A 19,432-nucleotide genomic window follows, 5' to 3' on the forward strand; every position below is an offset into this window, starting at 1 on the left:
ACGCCCACTTGCGGAGCAACTTTCGCGTGCTTAAAAGGCGTGCAGTTTCAAATCGCGTCGGAGAGGACCAATTTCGTGGAACAGGTAAATACCCAAACCGGTAAGGGCCGGACCAAAGCTTTATGGGCGGCGGTTGCGATTATTGCTGTTGCTGCTGCAGGCGTCATCGGGGGTAAGGCCTTCTACGAAGCAAAGGTCAGCGAACTCGTTGCTCGCACTGGCGCAACTGCCCGTTCCGTTGAGGTTGATTTCCTCGGGCAGATTCATATTCGCGAACTGGCCTTGCCGCTTGCCGATGGCAAGAACATCCGGATTGCAGCTATCGATGGACGTCCAAAATTTCCTTTCCTGGATGGCGCACTGGAGCTGAACGACATTAATGTTGATGTGCCAACCGGCAAGATCTCGATGGCGCATGCGCGTGTCGAGAATGCCGCGTTCACAAAACCGGATGCGGCTGAAGTATCCGAAGACGGAAATGCCAACTCTCTGCCTAAGCGCATAGAGCGCTTTGCAGCAGAGCGTATTTCCACGCCTGAGATGACATTCACGCAGTCCATCGCCACCACCGAGCAGAAGACTGTTTACAAGAGCGTAGCCTTTTCGGACATCGCCAAAGGCCGGGTCGCCCGATATTCCATCGACAATGCCAGCTACGACATCCAGATGGATCTACCGGACAGCACTGGCGCGATGAAAAAGAAGCACTTGGTCGTATCGACCGGCGCCGTAGCCGGACAGGACTTCGATGCCGCTTACCTCGCAAGGCTCTATACGGAAAAAGCGGGTCCCGAAGATAAGGACGCAAAGCCTCTCTATGGCCCGCTCTCCGTCAGCAAAATCTCGTTCTCGGACGGAGACGGTCATTTCACCTACGATGAAATACGCAGCGACGGCTTCAGCGCCCGCATGCCGGCCGAGCCGCTTCTGGAAACGATGAACGCGCTTTCGGCGACCAAAAATACCGACGAGCTTTCACCTCTGGAACGCCAGGCAATTTTCGCCAAGGCCCTGTCCATTCTCGATATGATTGGCAAGAGCAACATGCAGTTGCTCGGGTTCAAGGCCGACGCGCCTGATGAAAGCGAAGGGGCTGCCGGCAAAAGGGTCAAGGTCGGCATTGATCGTATCGATATGCAGATGGACAGCCGTAAGCTCGACTTCGGCCTGAATGGCATGTCGATCGGAAATGGCGTCGACACGATCGAAGTCGCCGAGGCAAGCCTCAAGGGCTTCGACTGGAGTTCCACAATCGAGAGTCTCTCCAAAATCGTCGGGCTTGACGACAAGCAGATCGAGACTTTCCCGTTTAATCACCTGATACCGGAACTGGGCACCGTCCGCGTCGGAGGTATCAACGTTGATGTTGCCGCCCCGGAACAGACAGACGACGAGACTGGTGAAAAGACGGAGGGCGTGCCTGAGCGCATCAAGTTCACGCTCAGGAATTTCGAGATGGGTCTGACAAAGCCCTTCAACGGCATACCCACGGATATCGTGATCAGGCAGGATGACCTTTCTCTTCCGATCCCGGAAGATTCGACCGAGGAAGTTTTTGTCGAAGCCCGCAAACTGGGTTTCGAGGCACTCGCCCTGTCTTATGCCCTTGCCGCCGGCTGGGATGAACCGAACAAGAACCTGGTGATCCGGGAAATCTCCATGCGCGGCAAGGATATTGGCAGCGTCAATTTTTCCGGTCTGGCGAGCGGGTTCACGGAGGAGTTCTTCTCCTTCGACACCAATCGTACTCAGGCCGCCCTCCTGGGGCTCGCGGGTCGCGAGGTAAAGCTGACGATCAAGGACGAAGGTATGATGGCCAAGGCTATCAAGCTGTATGCTCTGCAAAACGACATGACCGAGGATCAAGTGCGCGGTGTTCTGACACTCGTGGCAAGCGCGGGCTTGCAGCAGATCGCAGCTGAACAGCCCAAACTCAAGAGTGCGGTGGACGCGTTGCTTCGCTTCATCAACAACCCAGGTACTCTTACGGTTACCGCCCGCTCCACTGGACCAAATGGCCTTGGTCTTTTTGATCTGGTTGCAGCGTCTGAAAACCCGATGCTTCTTCTCGACAAGGTCGATATCCAGGCGACGGCCGAGTAAGTCGTTCGATCGCACCCCCAAACGGTTCAAGCTCCGGTTCTCGGAGCTTGAACACACCGGGCGCGAAGCCTCAAGCAAAGCTTAGATGCGCCGCGCCTTGATGGTGTTCATGACAAAGCTGGTCTCGATGGTGTCGACGCATTTCAGCTTCGCGATCTTCTCCTTGATGAAGCGCTCGTAGTCCTCGAGCCCACCGCACATGACCTTGAGCATGTAGTCCCTCGAACCCGTGACGAGGTGACATTCCAGAACCTCGTCCCAGTCCAGAACGGCCGCCTCGAACATCTGGATTTCGTCATCGTGCTGGCGACTGAGGCGGATGGATGCAAGCGCGGTCATCGTCCATCCCTCGATTGCCGGATCGACGATCGCGGAATAACCTTTGATCACCCCCGTCTCTTCCAGCCGTCGCAGCCTCCGCAGACATGCAGATGCCGACAAGCCGACTCGCTCGGCAAGTTCGTTGTTGGTGATCCTTGCGTCGGCAGACAGCTCCTTGACTATCCGCCGGTCGATTGGATCTGCAATTTTTTGCGACATAAAGCACAATTCTCCGCAATATATTGCTTCATCAGACATATCCACGCTTCAGAATGCAAGGTATTTTGGCTTGATTGGATGTAAGCTGCGGACAGTTCAACGTCTGTTGAGGAGGACCTTCCGCAAATGACCGCACCGCATCCGTCTAAAACCCATATCGGCAACCACGCTCTCCATCCTGAAACCCAGATGCTCAATTACGGCTACGATCCGGAATTGTCGGAAGGAGCGGTGAAGCCGCCTGTGTTTCTGACCTCAACCTTCGTCTTCAAGTCGGCGGAAGACGGTCGCGACTTCTTCGACTATGTCTCCGGCCGCAAGGAGCCGCCCGCAGGCAGAGGTGCAGGCCTCGTCTATTCGCGTTTCAACCATCCCAATAGCGAGATCGTCGAGGACCGCCTTGCCGTTTACGAACGCACCGAGAGTTGTGCGCTCTTCTCGTCCGGCATGTCCGCCATTTCGACGACGCTTTTCGCCTTCGTCCGGCCTGGCGACACCGTACTCCATTCCCAGCCTTTGTACGGCGGCACTGAGACGCTGCTGGCAAAGACCTTCCACAATTTCGGCGTTTCGGCGGTGGGTTTCGCCGATGGTGTCAGCGAGGCCTCGGTGATATCCGCCGCAGAGGCTGCGATGGCGAAAGGCAGGGTGTCCGTCATCCTCATCGAGACCCCCGCCAACCCGACAAACAGTATTGTCGATATCCCCATGATCAGCCGCGTTGCAGACGTGATCGGCCAGAAGCAGGGGCACAGGCCAATCATCGCGTGCGACAACACACTCCTCGGTCCGGTGTTCCAGCGGCCTATCGAGCACGGTGCCGATATCTCGCTCTATTCACTGACAAAATACGTTGGCGGGCACTCCGACCTCATTGCCGGAGCAGCGCTCGGTCGCAAGGATGTCATGAAGCAGGTGAAGGCATTACGCGGAGCGATCGGCACCCAGCTCGACCCGCATTCGTGCTGGATGCTCGGGCGCTCGCTTGAGACGCTACAAATCCGCATGGAGCGGGCAAACAGCAATGCCAAGGTGGTGGCCGAGTTCCTGAAGGCGCATCCCAAGGTCGAGAAAATCCATTATCTGCCGTTTCACGATCCGGCGTCCCCGGTTGGCAAGGTGTTTGCAGATCAATGCACCGGTGCGGGATCGACCTTCTCGTTTGACATTGCGGGCGGGCAGGCAGCGTCTTTCAAATTCCTCAACGCTCTCACGATATTCAAACTCGCGGTCAGCCTTGGCGGTACGGAATCTCTCGCCTCCCATCCTGCAACGATGACGCATTCGGGTGTTCCGGCCGATATCCGCCAGCGCATTGGTGTGCTTGATTCCACGATCCGGCTGTCAATCGGCATCGAACATCCCGACGATCTGGTCGCCGACCTGACCCTCTCTCTGGATGCCGCCTGACGAAGAGGCAAATGCCGCTCCTCCCCGACTGCAATACGTATGGGTTTTCCAGTACATACGAAACACGGAAACAAACGTAGTGCAAGAAGGCGATAAGGGGAGCGGCGTTACCTTCCGCTACGAGTGGAGCCAGTCCCACACCGGCAATATGATACAGAAGCGGCGAATGACGGGTTGAGATGGCGTCGGGCAAAGGGTATCAGGTGCCTCAATTCCAGGCGGACCTCCCGCAAGCAACAAGGCTTATCCTGACATGATCCCGGATTTTCTCGTCACCCATTCCGGTGGCTTCCATGCCGACGAACTGCTGTCCAGCGTCATCCTGACCCGACTTTTCCCGCAGGCCCGCATCGTCCGCAGCCGGGCGCCGGAATGGATCACCCCCGGCGTGGACCGCATCATCTACGATGTCGGCGGCGCCTATGACGCGACAAGCAGGATATTCGATCACCATCAGCGCGGCGCGCCGCTGAGGGATGACGGTCAGCCATATAGTTCATTCGGACTGATCTGGAAGCATTTCGGCCGGGACTATCTTGCCGCCTTCGGCATCCCCTATGAACATGTCGAAACCGTCCATACCTCTTTCGATGGTAGCTTTGTGCTGCCGGTCGATCTGGTCGACAATGGTGCGGTCAGCCCCTCCGTCGCCGGGCCGCTGGTTGCGCTGACGCTACCTGTCCTGCTGGAAACTCTGAAACCTGTTTTTGACGAGACCGACCCCGAAGCAGATGATCGCAGTTTCCACGCGGCGCTCGTCATTGCCCGCAGCTTCGTCGAGGCGAAAATAGCCAAAAGCGCTGCGAAACTGCGCGCCGAGGCGCTTGTAATGCAGGCTATCGTCGATGCCGGTGAAGGTCATATTCTGGAATTGCCGATGGGCATGCCGTTTCGGCCCGCCATTGTGAAGGCGGGCGCAGACAATCTGCTGTTTGTCGTTCACCCGCGTGACAAGGACTGGTGTCTCACCGGTATCCGTCGCGCAGATGTAGGCTTTGAACTGCGGGCAGACCTGCCTGCGGCATGGGCGGGCCTTACAAATGGCGATCTGGAAGCCGTTTGTGGCATTGAAGGCGCGAGTTTCTGCCACAATGGCCGGTTTATTGCCGCCGCCAAAACCCGCGATGCCGCCCTCGCCATGGCAGAGCTGGCTGTGAAAGAGGCGATCTTGCCTGCTCCCGTAGTCTAGTTCATTGAACAACGGCACATGAGTAGGAGATCGCCCGGAAGGCGGGCCGGCGGAGCATATCAAAGGATATGCCCGCAAATGTTCTTCGGCCGCATCACTGGCCTCCCCTCATCCACGCCCAATCGGGAACACCGTGTTCGTTCCCGATAATCTACGGAGCCGTCACCTTGTCGGCGACCGCAGCACTATTGGGCAGCAGGAAAAGGACTGCGATGGCGCATAGCGTCGTCACCGCGGCAAGCCACCAGCAAAGTGTCGAAAACGCAGTCTGATAGGCATCCCGCAACAGGTCGTCCCCGATGTGGGACGATATTGCCGCTGCACCCGCCAGGTCGCCCACTGCCAGACGCTGACCTGTCTGATTCAAGAGGGGCGTAGACAAAGGCGCCAGCCGTCCGAGGGATGCCGAGGTCAATGCCGACAGGGCGGCGCTGACGACTGCAAGCGCGATGCCCTCACCGGCGACCCGCACGGTACTGAATATGCCGGTCGCCATTCCCGCACGCTCCACCGGCACGACGCCAACGGACAAGCCATCCATCAGGCCCCATGGCAGGCCGGCGCCCACCCCGATGACGAGCATGGGCAGAACGATCATGGCTCCATCCTCTGCGGTGAAGCCGGCAAGCCAGACGAGGCCAGAGGCGGCGATCAGCAGGCCGATGCCGCAGAGCATGCCCGGGGAAACATGACGCGCCAACATCGTCGCGACTATAGGCACCACCAGCATCGGAGCCGACAGTCCCAACATGATGAACCCCGCCCCGATTGCTCCTTGTTGCTCGATACCGATGAGGCGCAACGGAATGATAACAAGAAGAACAACGAAACAGGCGCAGGTGGCGATTGGCAATAGCTGCACCCCCACGAACCGCGGATAACGGAACAGCGATAAGTCCAGCATCGGTCGCGCCGCCCGCATTTCGATCAAGACGAAGGCTGCAAGCGAAAACGCAAATCCTGTGCTGAAAGCGATGAGACCGTTAGACCCGAGAACAGGCAGTTCGATCATCGCAACGGTGAAGAGGGTGAGTGTGAGGGTAAAGCTTGCAGCGCCCAGCCAGTCGAGTTCCGCCGCATTGGGATCCCTCGTTTCACGCATCCGTGGCGGGCCGAGGATCAGGGCAAGGAGGCCGATCAGGCCGCCGGCAAGGAATATTGCCCGCCATCCGACCGTTTCGATCATCAATCCCGTCAGCAGCGGACCAGATGCAAGACCGACGCCGAAGGTCGTTCCAAGCAACCCAAAGGCACGCGTCCTAGCGTGGCCGTCGAATTCCTGCGCAAGTGCGGCCGTACCTCCGGCCAGGGCCGCGGCGGCGCCCACGCCTTGACCGGCACGTAGCAGATCGATGATCCACACCGAAGGCGCAAATCCAAGCGCAAAGGAGAAGCCGGTAAACAGCGCAAGGCCGATCAAGAACACCCGCCTTCTGCCATATCGATCTGCCAGCGCGCCTGCCGCCATCAGAAGACTTCCGAAAGCCAGCATGAAGGCATTGGTGATCCAGGTGAGGGATGCAGGCGATCCCCCGAGGTCCTGCCCGATAGCCGGTGTGGCAACCGCACCGGCAGAGAAGTTCAAAGGAAGGGTCAAGGCGGCAAGACACACCGCCACCAATACCGAATTCCGGCTGGCTGAGGATCTATGAGGGGCGTCGTTCATGCGAACTCCAATCGTGAAATGGCATCGCGACACCAAGGTCGCGTATCGGCATCCATCCTCATCAGACGACATGAATTCGACAATCGGCCTCACGGGCCTTTCATTGCGGATTAAAATTCTCTAATCAGTGACAATGGATAAGTTGAGCGAGATCGATGCCTTCGTCCGGGTTGCCGAAAGGCTGAATTTTGCCAAGGCCGGGAAGAGCCTGGGGCTGTCAGCTTCTGCTGTCGGAAAAAGCGTTGCCCGACTGGAGGCATCTCTGGGCGTACGGCTGTTCAATCGCACCACCCGGCAGGTCTCCCTGACCAATGAAGGGGCAATCCTGTTTGAGCGGTATCGGTCCATCCTGACCGATCTGCGCGACGCACATGAAGCAGTAACGGACAATCTGGCCCTGCCCCGCGGCAGTCTGCGCGTGACGCTTCCGACAATCGGATACCGCTTTCTGCTGCCGATCGTGCCTGAATTTCGCCGGCGTTATCCCGATATCGATCTGGAACTCGACTTTAACGACAGGCGCGTCGATCTGATCGAGGGCGGCTTCGATGCTGCAATCCGCAGTGGCGAGCTTGATGATTCCAGCCTGATAGCGCGGCGTCTTGGTCCATTCCGCTTCATTTTATGCGCGTCGCCGGACTATTTTCAACGAATGGGCACGCCCCGGCACCCCAGCCAATTGCCAGAACATGAAGCATTGCGCTTCCGCTTTCCGACCTCCGGCAGGTTTCAGGAATGGCTGCTGGAAAACGGCGACAACCCCCTGTCGAGCATGCGTATCGCCCTCACCTGCGGTAATATGGAGGCGATAAGGGCGGCGGCGATTGACGGGATGGGGCTCGCTTACATGCCTGAATTTCTGGCGACGGACGCCATCAGGGATGGCCTGCTCGAGACGGTCCTGAACGAACATCTCGCCGCACCAGGCCAGTTTTCAATTGTCTGGCCATCAGCCCGCTTCATGGCGCCGCGGCTGCGCGCCTTCATCGATTTTGCGATCGAAAAGCTGTTTGTCGAAACCTGACTGGAGTATCTGCGCATGACAGATGCCAGCGGGCTTATGCGCGCCGGTGGAGTTCGTCCATTGAAGCCATCGGCGGACTAATACGGTGCATTTCTTGACCAATAAGACAGTGGTGGGTAAATAAAGGATGCTGATGAGGAGTTTATGACCATGGACAAAGATCGCCGATAATCCGGACTTACGTCGATGACAGCGCAGTCTTTTTAAAACGACGCGTTGGCTAGCTCAGCATTTGCATCAAAGGAACATTCATGTCCAGACTTTCTGGAAAGACCGCACTCGTGACCGGCGCGGTACGCGGAATTGGTGCGGCTATCGCCCAAGCGTTTGCTGACGAGGGGGCACAGGTCATCGTTACCGATATAGACGTGGATGGCGGCTTGTTGACCGCAGGCTCAATCGGCGGGAGGTTTGTCCGTCTCGACGTCGCATGCGAGGCAGACTGGGCGAAAATTGCCAGTCAATTTCCCAAGATGGACGTCGTCGTCAACAATGCGGGAATAACAGGCTTTGAAGGACCGTTCGAAGGGGCCCCGCCAGCCCATGATCCAGAAAATACCCAACTTGCTGATTGGCACAAGGTCCATGCGGTCAACCTGGATGGCACTTTTCTGGGCTGCCGTTATGCAATCCGCGCCATGCGAGCAAATGGTGCGGGGTCGATTATCAACATTTCCTCACGCTCAGGGCTTGTCGGAATTCCAATGGCAGCGGCCTACGCCTCATCCAAGGCCGCCGTCCGCAACCACACCAAGAGCGTGGCCCTATACTGCGCCGGTCAGGGCCTGAACATCCGGTGCAACTCAATTCACCCTGCGGCCGTGATGACACCGATGTGGGAGCCGATGTTGGGAAATGGCCCGGATCGCAAAGATCGTGAAGCCGCGCTGGTCAAAGAAACGCCCATGCAACGCTTTGGCAGGGCCGAGGAGGTAGCCGCGCTCGCAGTCCTGCTCGCATCTGACGAGGCAACTTATATGACTGGGGCCGAACTGAACATCGATGGCGGCATTCTTGCAGGATCAGCCGCAGCACCGGGAAACTAGAATAACGGGCTATGGGATGGCCGAACATTCTTGGTTCATTGCACCCATTATGATGGAAGATAGTAAAGGTCGAACTTCCACCGACCAGTTCTGTGGCACCCCCGGCAAACGCGTCAAAACCTTGGATCATTTGGGAAGAGTTCGGCCCAAATGACTGATGACGGCAATTGGCGCAAACCGATCAATCTATGCGTTGAAGATCGTCGCTAAAAACTCAAGACGCACCCAGACGGAAAAGGCCCTCCCGGTTCGGAGAGGGCCTGTTTTCATTACCATCGATAGTCGCGACGGTCTCGCCATTCGCGATGTTCGCGCCAATCTCTGCGCTCGCGCCATTCTCTGCGGGCCTGACGTTCACGCCACTCCCTGCGGGCTTCCCAGCGATCACGTCTGTCCCAGCCGCGCTCATATCTCGGCGGTCCATTGGGCCGGCAATATCCGCGCGGCGATAGATGAAAGCCGCGTCCGCAAGCATAGTCCACACTTTGAACGTTGGATGCCAGGGGTGCGGCCGGTTGACCGACAGGCATAGCGTTCGCGCCACTGCCGAACAGGGCACCGAGAATTATTCCAGCGCTTAAAATCATCTTACGCATTTCATCTCCCTCCTTCCGGGATGGAGGGATTTAGCGCCCTTGCCGGTGAACTGTGGCTGAATGAATCTTGATGTTTTCGTGGCAAAAACTCCACAATTGTGGCAGATGCCGGCTTCGCGTTTCGATCACTGCGAAAGGGTTAAGCGGCGTCAAAGCGGCGCGGCTCACTGCCCCGCCCCAGTCAATGCAGACCTGTTATTCTTTTATGTGCCAGTGGTTTGAAGGGGCTCGATGTATCCCCTCCGGTTGCAGTCCCGCGGTTTTCGTCATAGTCCTCAAGCGAATGAGGAGACGGTGATTGAACCCCAATCTGGACACAAAGCCCGAACCAAAGCCAAAGAGCAAACGCCTCATCTGGCCTTGGGTGCTGTTGGCCGTTCTAACGCTTGCAACCTTTCTCGCGCTTGCGGGCATCTATATTTACAGGGAGCTGACATCGACGGCCGAGGATCTGGCTCGAACCTGGCGCGACCTCGTGCAGTTGTTCTGGCTGATAATGCCGGACCGTCAGCCCTAGTCTAGGCTAACAGACAGGCGCTAGTGGCAAAGCCTGAGCGCAGCATGGAATCCCAAAAAAATTGAAGAGTTTGCGGCGGCGGTGTATCGGATCGCAAACTCTGTTTTTGGGAACCTGAATGCAACCGTCTTTTAGATTGCCGCCGCTGGAGGCGCTTGTTGTTTTTGAGGCAGCGTCCCGTTTGGGCAGCTTCTCCCGCGCGGGCAACGAGCTGGGCCTGACGCAGAGCGCCGTCAGCCGGCAGATTGGCAAGCTGGAAGCGTTCATTGGCTCCAAGCTTTTCGAGCGCGTGCCGACAGGCGTGCGACTGACGACCATCGGCGAAAACTACTCGATCGATATATCGCGGCTGATCCTCGATATCGCAAGTGTCACGGACGGCGTCCGCTCGTGGACCGGCGCCAGCCAAATCACCATCGCCTGCTCTCGCGGGATTGCGGATCAATGGTTCATGCCTCGCCTGCAGAAACTGAAACGCGATATTCCCGGCATCGAATTGCGGGTGCGGGTAACTGACGATGTGGCACATCTGCGTCTGGATGAATTCGACCTGGCTATTTTCTATCGCAAGGAAAGACCGATTGGCGTCTGGCTATCGGAACTCGGCCAGGAGGAGGTCGTCCCCGTTTCTGCCCGCGGCATGACCAATCTTATGGAGCAGAGGGCACCGGTTTTGATCTCCATCGAAGATTCGATGCGGGAATGGCAGGATTGGAGCGACTGGTGGCGCTCGTCACACCTGTTGCCGCCACAGGATGCAATCCAGTGGAAACTCGGAGACTATGGCCTCTGCGTCGCGGCGGCATCGCAGGGGCTTGGTGCAACGCTTGGGTGGACCTGGCTCATCCGCGACCAACTGGATAGCGGAGCGCTCGTTCCTGTGCATTCCCATGCCATGCGCTCGGAAGGCAAATTTTACCTGATGCGACCGGCAGATCGCCACCAGCGTAAAATTGTGCGCGAGGTTTCCGATTGGCTGATTGCAGACAACCATAAAACCGCGCGTTGAAAGCCGTCATGCCTGCGCAGGAGGTGTCTTGCGGCGCCGGTCCAGGAGAAACCGCGCGTAGCCGATGATGGTGAACAGCAGCCAGGCGACCTGTGAAATCAGCGAGCCGAGGTTGAAATTCCATATCAGCGAGTAGATCAGAAACACGCCACCCAGAACATTTAAGAGAGTGTAGCGCCAGTCTTCTATCGTCAGAAGTCGTAGCTGCAACAGGGCATAGGCGAAGAGATAAAAAAACGCTCCTGCAAGGCCGACAAGATCCGCTAGCCCCATTTGTAACCACTCCATAAACACGCCCGCCCGGCGAGCGCCTGCTACACCGGACCCGCTCCGGCGCATCCCTTTACTCCGCTTCGCAGATAACCGGATGCGCTCAGATTTCATGACCCCATGCGCAAAAATCATACCCCCCTGCGCGCATCGGTATCTAGTGCCGAACCGTCGAGTACGATACGCCACTGCCAGCCGCGCCTCGTCCGGCCCCGATAAAAAACAGGGAACCCAAACATGACATCCTCCCCCTTTTCCTTCTCGCTCGACCGGCGGCATTTTCTTGCCGGCGCGGCCAGCCTCGCGGCGCTTTCTGCCGGTTTCATCACAGACGCCAGTGCGCAAGGCGCGGACACACCGAAGAAGGGTGGCGTTTTGAAATTGGGTATCGGCGGCGGCAGCACCACGGATAACCTCGATCCCCGCATCCTGAAAGACTGGGTGCCGGTCAATCAGGCCTTCATGATCATGAACGGCCTTGTCGAGATCGATGCCAGCAATCACGCTGTGCCTGAATTGTTCGAAAGCTGGGAAGCGCAGCCCGGCGCCGTGGAGTGGGTCTTCAAGCTGCGTCAGGGTGTCACCTTCCACAACGGCAAGACCCTGACGGTGGAAGACGTCATCTACTCCATCAACCTGCACCGTGGCGAAACCACCTCTGCGGCACGCTCGGTCGCGTCTGCGCTCAAGAGCGTCGACAAGCTCTCCGACACCGAGGTCAAGATCGTCCTCGAAAGCGGCAATGCCGACCTTCCTTACATCCTGTCCGACTACCATTTCCTCGTTGTGCCTGAAGGCTGGACGGATTTCAGCAAACCTGTCGGCACCGGGCCATTCGTGTTCGAAAGCTACGATCCGGGCGTTCGTTCGCGCTTTACCCGTAATCCGAATTACTGGAAGCCGAATGCCGCTCACGTTGACGCCGTGGAAGTCATCGTCATCAACGATATCGCCGCACGCACCAATGCCATGATGTCGGGTCAGGTCCATGCGATCAACCAACTCGACTTCAAGACAGTAGACCTGCTGCGCCGTAACCCCAACCTCAACATCGTCCAATCGGCTGGCGGCCAGCACTTCACGTTCCTGATGGATTGCACGCAGGCGCCATACAAGGACAACAATATCCGCCTTGCCATCAAGCACGCCATCGACCGCGAGCAGCTTTTGAAAACCGCGCTGCGTGGCTACGGCCGCATCGGGAACGATCATCCGATCCCGAGTTCTGACCGCTTTTATGCCGCGGATCTGGCGCAGCGTCCCTACGACCCCGAGAAGGCGAAGTTTTATCTGAAGCAGGCTGGCCTCGATACGCTCAAGGTAGAGATTTCCGCTTCCGACGCCGCCTTCTCCGGCGCTGTGGATGCAGCGGCGATTTTCCGCACGAGTGCGGCCAAGGGCGGCATCGATGTTTCTATCAAGCGCGAACCCGCCGATGGCTACTGGGACAACGTCTGGATGAAAGCTCCATTCTGCATGTCATACTGGGGCGGACGCCCGACAGCAGACCAGATGCTGACCATCGCTTACCAGTCCACCTCGGCGCAAAATGATACGCACTGGAAGAACGAAAACTTCGACAGGAAACTCATCGAGGCGCGTGCACTTCTCGATGATGCGAAGCGCAAGGAAATCTATGCCGAGCTTCAGGCGCTCATCTCCAATGAGGGCGGCGCCATGATCCCGATGTTCGGAGATTATCTGGATGCGACATCCAAGAAACTGAAGGGCGTGACCACGCATCCGATGTTCAACTTCATGGGTGCCCGTCTCGCTGAAAAGGTCTGGTTGGACGCATAATGACTAAGCTTATCCTGAAGCGCATTGCTTTGGGTATTTTGACGCTTCTGCTGGTGTCGGCGCTTATTTTCGCCGGCACTCAGCTTCTTCCCGGAGATGTGGCGTCGGCAATACTCGGACAGAATGCGACGCCTGAATCTCTCGCCGTGCTGCGCGCCGATCTCGGTCTGGAGCAGCCCCTTCTGCAACGTTATCTTTCCTGGCTCGGCGGTTTCGTAACCGGCGACCTTGGAAATTCGCTGGCAAACCACCAGCCTGTCGCAGCTCTCCTATGGCCGCGGTTCTGGAACACCATGGCGCTGGCGCTGTATGCCGCCGTCGTGTCCGTTCCGGTTGCCGTACTTCTGGGTCTGTTCAGTGCCATCTGGCGCGGCAGCCTGTTCGATCGGGCTGTCAACATCGTTGCGCTGGGCTTTGTCTCCCTTCCGGAATATTTTCTGGGCCTGTTGCTGATCCTTTTCGTGTCCGTGCAGTACAATCTTTTGCCGAGCCTTGCCGACACTTATCCGGGTATGGGCTTTGCGGATTGGCTGAAAGCCACCACGCTTCCTGCTCTGACGCTGGTTCTGGTTACTGTGGCGCAGATGCTGCGCATGACCCGCACCGCCGTTCTTGCGGTGATGGATCAGGCCTATGTCGAAACAGCCTATCTCAAGGGATTGCGGACCAAACGCGTGGTTCTTCGCCACGCGCTTCCCAACGCCGCGGCCCCGATCGTCAACGTCGTATCGTTCAACATCGCCTATCTCATCACCGGTGTGGTGCTGGTAGAGGCCGTGTTCAACTATAACGGCCTTGGCCGTTTCATGGTCGATGCCGTTTCGAAGCGGGACCTTCCACTGGTACAGGCAGCAGCCCTCGTTTTCGGCGCAACCTACGTCATTCTAAACATCATTGCCGATGTGTCGGCAATTGCGCTTAACCCGCGCCTGAGGCATCCGCGATGAAAATGCTCCGCACCATCACCCCAACCGCATGGGTCGGTCTTTTCATCATTTCGGTCAACATCGTCCTGTTCGCAGCCGGTCCGCATATCGCGCCTTTCGGGCAGGAGGAGATCGTCGGTTCGCCTTTCGATCCGCCTTCGGCAATGCACTGGTTTGGCCTTGATCAGAACGGACGCGATATGCTGTCGCGCCTTTTGGCCGGTGCGCAAATCTCCATCGGCGTTTCGCTGGCGGCGTCCCTGCTCTCCTTCACAATCGGCATCACGCTTGGTTTCATCGCGGCCATCTTTGGCGGCTGGCTCGATATGGTTCTTTCGCGCATCGTCGACACTGTCATGTGTATTCCAGTGCTGATCTCGGCTCTTGTCGTGCTGCAGGCGCTAGGCTCGTCCATCCCCGTGCTGATAGTGACCATTGCGCTTCTGGATTCCACCCGCGTCTTCCGTCTGGCGCGCATTGTCGCCCAGGGCGTGAATGTGCTGGAATATGCCGAGACCGCGCGCCTGCGCGGAGAAGGCCTGATCTGGCTAGTGTTCAGGGAGATACTGCCCAATGCCCTGCCGCCGCTCATTGCGGAATTCGGCCTGCGTTTCTGCTTCACCTTTCTGTTCGTGGCCGGTCTGTCCTTTCTCGGGCTTGGCGTTCAGCCGCCTTTCGCAGACTGGGGCGGCATGGTGAAGGACAACCAGCAGGCCATTCTTTACGGCCTCTACGCACCGCTTTATCCGGCCGCTGCCATCGCCGTTCTCACCATCGGCGTCAATCTCGTCGTGGACTGGCTGCTGGCTGGCCGCAGCGCAATTCAGGGAGCAGACCGATGAGTAACAATGAGGTCCTGAAAATTCGCGGCCTGAAAGTTGCCGCACCGAATGGAGCAATTCTGGTTGATGGTATCGATCTGGATCTCAAGCGCGGTGAGGTCAAAGGGCTGATCGGTGAATCCGGCGCCGGTAAATCCACCATCGGGCTTGCCGCCATGGGATATGGCCGAAACGGTTGCCGAATCGTTGGTGGAGAAATCGTCGTGAATGGCGTTTCGCTGATGACGGTGGATCGCGCCGGTCGTGAGGCGGCGCGCGGTGCGCGCATCGCCTATGTGGCGCAAAGTGCAGCTGCGGCGTTCAACCCTGCCATGAAGATTGGCGAACAGATTATCGAGGGGCCGCTTTACCACGGCGTCATGAACCGGCGGGAAGCCGAAGCCTGGATGCTGGAACTGCTGCAAGCGCTGCAACTTCCCGATTATCAGCATTTCGGCGACCGTTACCCGCATCAGGTCTCCGGTGGGCAGTTACAGCGCGCGATGGTGGCCATGGCGATGTCATGCCGCCCTGACATACTCGTGCTGGACGAACCCACAACGGCACTCGATGTCACCACGCAGATAGAGGTTCTGGCCCTGCTCCGCAGCCTCATCCAGCGCTACAATACCGCCGCCCTCTACATCACGCATGACCTTGCTGTCGTCGCGCAAATTGCTGACAGCATCATGGTCTTGCGCCATGGCAAAAAGGTAGAAGCAGGTTCTGCCGAGGATATCCTCGAGCACCCGCAGGAAGACTATACGCTCCGTCTTGTTTCCGAACGCCAAGCCAGCATGTCCGGCGAATCCGTCCAGAACAGGGGTGGTGAAATCCTGCTCGAAGCGCGTGACGTCACCGCCTACTACGGTCGCAAGAAGGTGCTGGACAACGTTCACTGCGAAATCCGAAAGGGCGAAACACTGGCAGTCGTGGGTGAATCCGGTTCGGGAAAATCCACTTTGGCCAGGGTTATCGCCGGGTTGCCGCCGCAATCTTCCGGTGTCGTTTCGCTTGCTGGACACCGGCTTGCGGACAAGTACTCCAGGCGTTCGCGCGAAGATCTTCGCCGTATCCAGCTCGTTTACCAGCTTCCGGATGTGGCGCTCAATCCACGCCACACCGTCGGCGAGATCATCGGCCGTCCCATGTCGTTCTATTTCGGAATGAATGAAGATGAGCGCGCCTCCGAGGTGAACCGGTTGCTGGACCTGATCGGTCTGCCCCGGGAGTTTGCAGAGCGCCTGCCAAAAGCGCTTTCCGGGGGGCAGAAGCAGCGCGTGTGTATCGCACGCGCACTTGCCGCAAGACCCGATCTTATCATCTGCGACGAGGTGACATCGGCACTTGATCCTCTCGTGGCGGAAGAAATTCTCAGACTGTTGCGCTCGTTGCAGGATGAACTGGGCGTCTCCTATCTGTTCATCACCCATGACCTCGGCGTCGTTCGCCGGCTCGCCAACAGGACGATGGTGATGCAGCATGGCCGCATTGTCGAAACCGGCACGACCAAGGAGGTTTTTGCACCTCCTAACCAACCCTATACCGAACAGCTCATCACCTCGGTCCCCGAACTGCGGCGCGACTGGCTGGATGGCGTGCTGGCAAAACGTGGCCTCCCCGCCGCATGATCTGCGGGGCGGTTCACTCTTTGATGGGTGTCGCCTCGCATTCTTTCATTGTTGTCTCCCGGCAAAGCGATGCCCGCTTCAAATGACCCGACTGGAATACCCCAAATGACAATACGTGTTGAAGAACATATCTGGATTCCCATGAGCGATGGCGTACGCCTTGGTGCTCGCCTTTGGCTGCCGGAGGGCGCGGAACAATCGCCGGTTCCCGCCATTCTCGAGTATATTCCCTATCGCAAGCGAGACGGAACCCGCGGGCGCGACGAGCCGATGCACGGCTATTTTGCCAGCCAGGGATATGCCGCAATTCGCGTGGACATGCGCGGCACCGGCGAATCCGATGGCCACATGGCAGACGAATATCTGAAGCAGGAACAGGACGATGCACTCGAGGTGATCGACTGGATTTCCCGCCAGCCGTGGTGCAGCGGCAATGTCGGCATGATGGGCAAGAGCTGGGGCGGCTTCAACGGCCTGCAGGTGGCCGCCCGCCGTCCGCCGGCACTGAAAGCCGTCATCACCGCTTATTCGACCGACAACCGTTATACCGACGACATTCACTACATGGGCGGCCTGCTGCTGAACGACAATCTGTGGTGGGGCACCATCATGCTTGCTTATCAGAGCCGTCCGCTCGATCCGGAGATCGTCGGTGACACGTGGCGCGACAGCTGGATCGAGCGCCTGGAGAAGCTCCCCTTCTTTCCCGCACTCTGGCTGGAACACCAACGTTACGACGATTACTGGAAACACGGCTCGGTCTGCGAAGACTGGAGCGCCATTCAATGCCCGGTCCTTGCCATCGGCGCATGGGCAGACAGCTATACCAATGCCGTCCCGCGGCTTCTGGAGAACCTTCAGGTCCCGCGTCGCGGCATCATCGGTCCGTGGGGCCATATCTACCCCCAAGATGGTGTTCCCGGTCCCGCAATTGGCTTCCTGCAGGAAGCAACGCGCTGGTGGGACCATTGGCTGAAAGGCAAGGAAACCGGCGTCATGGACGAGCCGATGCTGCGCGCCTTCGTCAGCGACACGATCGAACCGACCGGTACGCGCACGACGACGCAAGGCCGCTGGGTGGGCGAAGCAACATGGCCTTCGCCTGAAATTGCAACCCGCTCACTTTACCCCGGTGCAGCGAAGGAACTGCGCGATACGGCAAGCGAACCGGCAATTCTCAGCATTCGTTCGCCGCAAAGCCACGGCAAGGCGGGCGGGGAATGGATGGCGACCGGATGCCCCGGCGAACATCCAACCGATCAGCGGCTCGACAACGGTGGCGCGCTCGTTTTCGAAACCGCCTTGATGGAAGAGGATTTCGATATTCTCGGTGCGCCGGTAGCGCGTCTGCGTATTGCCGCAGATTGCCCTGTCGCGCAGATTTCACTGCGCCTCAACGACGTCCTGCCGGATGGCCGTGTCACACGTGTCAGTTATCAGGTTTTCAACCTGACCCACCGCGATAGCCACGAAAATCCGGAAGCATTGGAACCCGGCAAATTTTACGATGTCGCAATCAAGCTCAATGATTGCGGTTATCGTTTTGCCAAAGGGCACCGGCTGCAACTCGCCATCGCCACGGCCTACTGGCCGATGGTATGGACATCGCCTTACGATGCGACGATCAGCGTTTCCGTTGCAGAAAGCGCGCTTGACCTGCCCGTGCGTGCCACCGGTGACGACAAGCCTGTGCGTTTCGAGGCCCCTGCCCACGGCCCATCGACACCCATGACGCAGGTCGATCCCGGCACGGTCCGCCGCTGGACCGAACAGGACCATGAGACGGGTATCAACACCTATGTCACGGAAGGCGTGGGCGGCTTGTTCGGCGAGGGCGTGTTGCGGTTTGACGACATCGACACCGAACTCAGCCATAGTCTGCGGCGTGAATTGACCATTCGCGACGGAGATCCCCTCTCCGCGAAATACGTCCTCACCCAGACATATGAAATTGGCCGGGATAGGTGGCGCATCAAGATCGAGAGCCGCACCGAGATGCGCTCCGACAGAGAAAATTTCTACCTGACAGGAGAACTTTCGGCACTCGAAAATGGCAGCCTCGTCAAAACCCGGAAGTGGGATGAGCGCTACAAACGCGACCTCATCTGATGTCGCATGGCCCTTGCAGCTATTTGCGGGGGCCTACAACATACCATTGTCTCGATACCGTATCTGTCAGCTTTCCTGTTCAGGAGCGATCAATGTCACGGTTGGGAAACAGGATCGATATCGGCCTACGTCTCGTGTCAGAAGCGGGAGACCTTGAACTGCGGCATGAGCCCCAATAAAAGAGTCTGGCAAAACGTCTGTGCGGGATCCGCCTGCACGACGATACTGCGTGAAGACCTTCCCGCTAAAAACAATGCAGAGCGAGTAAAAGGGATGGCCAAGCACAACTTTTTGTCGAGACGCAAAAATTAGAAAAACTAATAGTTGACGCAACCGTGCAAGCACGCTATAACGAACCATCGAATTTGCTTGCTTAGCTTTGCTTGTTGCGCGATTGGCACCGCGTTCTGAACGAACCTTTCCTTTCAAAATCGCTATCAATGTTCGCAGCGCTTTTTAGTGCTGTGGGTCCTCTATCGCTATGAAAGGGTTCATCATGACCACTGGCACAGTTAAATGGTTTAATTCCACTAAAGGCTTCGGCTTCATTCAGCCTGACAACGGCGGCACAGATGCCTTCGTTCATATCTCCGCCGTTGAGCGGGCTGGTATGCGCGAACTCGTCGAAGGCCAGAAGATCGGCTTCGACCTGGAACGCGACAACAAGTCCGGCAAAATGTCGGCCTGCAATCTGCAGGCTGCCTAACGGGTTTTGCTTCCCTTTGACCACGGATGTACTGGCACTGCCGGAAGCACCCCGAACCAATCAAGGCCA

The 19,432-nt window shown here is 57.9% G+C and carries 17 protein-coding genes and 1 pseudogene; 13 read left to right on the forward strand and 5 right to left on the reverse strand.

Annotation, left to right across the window (positions count from 1 at the left end):
- Positions 1 to 75 precede the first annotated feature (75 nt).
- Positions 76 to 2,103, forward strand: a complete 2,028-nt coding sequence (locus ACQZ45_RS20005) for a hypothetical protein (protein ID WP_112959728.1) — start codon at positions 76 to 78, stop codon at positions 2,101 to 2,103.
- An 81-nt stretch (positions 2,104 to 2,184) separates the two neighbouring features.
- Here the strand turns inward: ACQZ45_RS20005 and ACQZ45_RS20010 are convergent, their stop codons facing one another.
- On the reverse strand, positions 2,185 to 2,643 hold the full coding sequence (locus ACQZ45_RS20010) for an Lrp/AsnC family transcriptional regulator (protein ID WP_013761333.1): 459 nt from the start codon (positions 2,641 to 2,643) through the stop codon (positions 2,185 to 2,187).
- Positions 2,644 to 2,769: 126 nt separating this feature from the next.
- On the opposite strand from ACQZ45_RS20010, the gene ACQZ45_RS20015 reads away from it, so the two are divergent.
- Both ACQZ45_RS20015 and ACQZ45_RS20020 read left to right on the forward strand, forming a co-directional pair.
- Positions 2,770 to 4,053, forward strand: a complete 1,284-nt coding sequence (locus ACQZ45_RS20015) for a cystathionine gamma-synthase family protein (RefSeq protein ID WP_025596012.1) — start codon at positions 2,770 to 2,772, stop codon at positions 4,051 to 4,053.
- A gap of 253 nt (positions 4,054 to 4,306) precedes the next feature.
- Positions 4,307 to 5,242 (forward strand): MYG1 family protein, encoded by a 936-nt coding sequence (locus tag ACQZ45_RS20020; protein WP_112959729.1) that lies wholly within the window; start codon positions 4,307 to 4,309, stop codon positions 5,240 to 5,242.
- Positions 5,243 to 5,393: 151 nt separating this feature from the next.
- Here ACQZ45_RS20020 and ACQZ45_RS20025 read toward each other — a convergent pair whose 3' ends face one another.
- Positions 5,394 to 6,908, reverse strand: coding sequence for an MFS transporter (locus ACQZ45_RS20025; protein ID WP_025596010.1), 1,515 nt, complete (start codon positions 6,906 to 6,908; stop codon positions 5,394 to 5,396).
- Positions 6,909 to 7,041: 133 nt separating this feature from the next.
- Here ACQZ45_RS20025 and ACQZ45_RS20030 point away from each other — a divergent pair, with 133 nt between their 5' ends.
- Positions 7,042 to 7,932: a LysR family transcriptional regulator gene (locus ACQZ45_RS20030; protein WP_112959730.1), complete on the forward strand. Its 891-nt coding sequence runs from the start codon at positions 7,042 to 7,044 to the stop codon at positions 7,930 to 7,932.
- 251 nt (positions 7,933 to 8,183) lie between these two features.
- Complete coding sequence (locus ACQZ45_RS20035; protein WP_448742506.1) at positions 8,184 to 8,978, forward strand: SDR family oxidoreductase; 795 nt, start codon at positions 8,184 to 8,186, stop codon at positions 8,976 to 8,978.
- A gap of 269 nt (positions 8,979 to 9,247) precedes the next feature.
- On the opposite strand, the gene ACQZ45_RS20040 is transcribed toward ACQZ45_RS20035, so the two are convergent.
- On the reverse strand, positions 9,248 to 9,574 hold the full coding sequence (locus ACQZ45_RS20040) for a GCG_CRPN prefix-to-repeats domain-containing protein (RefSeq protein ID WP_013761339.1): 327 nt from the start codon (positions 9,572 to 9,574) through the stop codon (positions 9,248 to 9,250).
- 298 nt (positions 9,575 to 9,872) lie between these two features.
- On the opposite strand from ACQZ45_RS20040, the gene ACQZ45_RS20045 reads away from it, so the two are divergent.
- On the forward strand, positions 9,873 to 10,091 hold the full coding sequence (locus ACQZ45_RS20045; RefSeq protein WP_025596007.1) for a hypothetical protein: 219 nt from the start codon (positions 9,873 to 9,875) through the stop codon (positions 10,089 to 10,091).
- A 118-nt stretch (positions 10,092 to 10,209) separates the two neighbouring features.
- The gene (locus tag ACQZ45_RS20050) at positions 10,210 to 11,100 is read left to right on the forward strand and encodes a LysR substrate-binding domain-containing protein (RefSeq protein ID WP_013761341.1); all 891 of its coding nucleotides are present in this window, start codon (positions 10,210 to 10,212) and stop codon (positions 11,098 to 11,100) included.
- A 6-nt stretch (positions 11,101 to 11,106) separates the two neighbouring features.
- On the opposite strand, the gene ACQZ45_RS20055 is transcribed toward ACQZ45_RS20050, so the two are convergent.
- On the reverse strand, positions 11,107 to 11,373 hold the full coding sequence (locus tag ACQZ45_RS20055; protein ID WP_003517727.1) for a CBU_0592 family membrane protein: 267 nt from the start codon (positions 11,371 to 11,373) through the stop codon (positions 11,107 to 11,109).
- Between the two features lie 234 nt (positions 11,374 to 11,607).
- Between ACQZ45_RS20055 and ACQZ45_RS20060 the strand changes: the two genes are divergently transcribed.
- The 5 genes from ACQZ45_RS20060 (at position 11,608) to ACQZ45_RS20080 (ending at position 18,657) form a co-directional block, all read left to right on the forward strand.
- Positions 11,608 to 13,170, forward strand: coding sequence for an ABC transporter substrate-binding protein (locus tag ACQZ45_RS20060; protein WP_013761343.1), 1,563 nt, complete (start codon positions 11,608 to 11,610; stop codon positions 13,168 to 13,170).
- A complete protein-coding gene (locus ACQZ45_RS20065; RefSeq protein WP_003517729.1) occupies positions 13,170 to 14,117 on the forward strand; it encodes an ABC transporter permease in 948 nt (315 codons plus the stop codon). The genes ACQZ45_RS20060 and ACQZ45_RS20065 overlap by 1 nt, the downstream gene beginning before the upstream one ends.
- On the forward strand, positions 14,114 to 14,938 hold the full coding sequence (locus ACQZ45_RS20070; RefSeq protein WP_019566413.1) for an ABC transporter permease: 825 nt from the start codon (positions 14,114 to 14,116) through the stop codon (positions 14,936 to 14,938). The genes ACQZ45_RS20065 and ACQZ45_RS20070 overlap by 4 nt, the downstream gene beginning before the upstream one ends.
- Entirely contained in the window at positions 14,935 to 16,548 is a 1,614-nt protein-coding gene (locus ACQZ45_RS20075) for an ABC transporter ATP-binding protein (RefSeq protein ID WP_112959733.1), read from the forward strand. The genes ACQZ45_RS20070 and ACQZ45_RS20075 overlap by 4 nt, the downstream gene beginning before the upstream one ends.
- 105 nt (positions 16,549 to 16,653) lie before the next feature.
- Complete coding sequence (locus ACQZ45_RS20080) at positions 16,654 to 18,657, forward strand: CocE/NonD family hydrolase (RefSeq protein ID WP_025596005.1); 2,004 nt, start codon at positions 16,654 to 16,656, stop codon at positions 18,655 to 18,657.
- A gap of 66 nt (positions 18,658 to 18,723) precedes the next feature.
- Here ACQZ45_RS20080 and ACQZ45_RS20085 read toward each other — a convergent pair.
- Positions 18,724 to 18,929: pseudogene (locus tag ACQZ45_RS20085) on the reverse strand (type II toxin-antitoxin system VapC family toxin); the annotation flags it as partial.
- 224 nt (positions 18,930 to 19,153) lie between these two features.
- Here ACQZ45_RS20085 and ACQZ45_RS20090 point away from each other — a divergent pair.
- Positions 19,154 to 19,363, forward strand: coding sequence for a cold-shock protein (locus ACQZ45_RS20090; protein WP_003517737.1), 210 nt, complete (start codon positions 19,154 to 19,156; stop codon positions 19,361 to 19,363).
- Positions 19,364 to 19,432: the final 69 nt, after the last annotated feature.

Source organism: Agrobacterium sp. 16-2014-1-2a, from assembly GCF_053522705.1.

Coding starts and splice junctions, on each gene's coding strand:
- ACQZ45_RS20020 (WP_112959729.1), top strand. CDS start 4,307: ATGATCCCGGATTTTCTCGTCACCCATTCCGGTGGCTTCCATGCCGAC.
- ACQZ45_RS20040 (WP_013761339.1), bottom strand. CDS start 9,574: ATGCGTAAGATGATTTTAAGCGCTGGAATAATTCTCGGTGCCCTGTTC.
- ACQZ45_RS20090 (WP_003517737.1), top strand. CDS start 19,154: ATGACCACTGGCACAGTTAAATGGTTTAATTCCACTAAAGGCTTCGGC.
- ACQZ45_RS20010 (WP_013761333.1), bottom strand. CDS start 2,643: ATGTCGCAAAAAATTGCAGATCCAATCGACCGGCGGATAGTCAAGGAG.
- ACQZ45_RS20035 (WP_448742506.1), top strand. CDS start 8,184: ATGTCCAGACTTTCTGGAAAGACCGCACTCGTGACCGGCGCGGTACGC.
- ACQZ45_RS20065 (WP_003517729.1), top strand. CDS start 13,170: ATGACTAAGCTTATCCTGAAGCGCATTGCTTTGGGTATTTTGACGCTT.
- ACQZ45_RS20060 (WP_013761343.1), top strand. CDS start 11,608: ATGACATCCTCCCCCTTTTCCTTCTCGCTCGACCGGCGGCATTTTCTT.
- ACQZ45_RS20025 (WP_025596010.1), bottom strand. CDS start 6,908: ATGAACGACGCCCCTCATAGATCCTCAGCCAGCCGGAATTCGGTATTG.
- ACQZ45_RS20070 (WP_019566413.1), top strand. CDS start 14,114: ATGAAAATGCTCCGCACCATCACCCCAACCGCATGGGTCGGTCTTTTC.
- ACQZ45_RS20015 (WP_025596012.1), top strand. CDS start 2,770: ATGACCGCACCGCATCCGTCTAAAACCCATATCGGCAACCACGCTCTC.
- ACQZ45_RS20030 (WP_112959730.1), top strand. CDS start 7,042: ATGGATAAGTTGAGCGAGATCGATGCCTTCGTCCGGGTTGCCGAAAGG.
- ACQZ45_RS20050 (WP_013761341.1), top strand. CDS start 10,210: ATGCAACCGTCTTTTAGATTGCCGCCGCTGGAGGCGCTTGTTGTTTTT.
- ACQZ45_RS20080 (WP_025596005.1), top strand. CDS start 16,654: ATGACAATACGTGTTGAAGAACATATCTGGATTCCCATGAGCGATGGC.
- ACQZ45_RS20075 (WP_112959733.1), top strand. CDS start 14,935: ATGAGTAACAATGAGGTCCTGAAAATTCGCGGCCTGAAAGTTGCCGCA.
- ACQZ45_RS20055 (WP_003517727.1), bottom strand. CDS start 11,373: ATGGGGCTAGCGGATCTTGTCGGCCTTGCAGGAGCGTTTTTTTATCTC.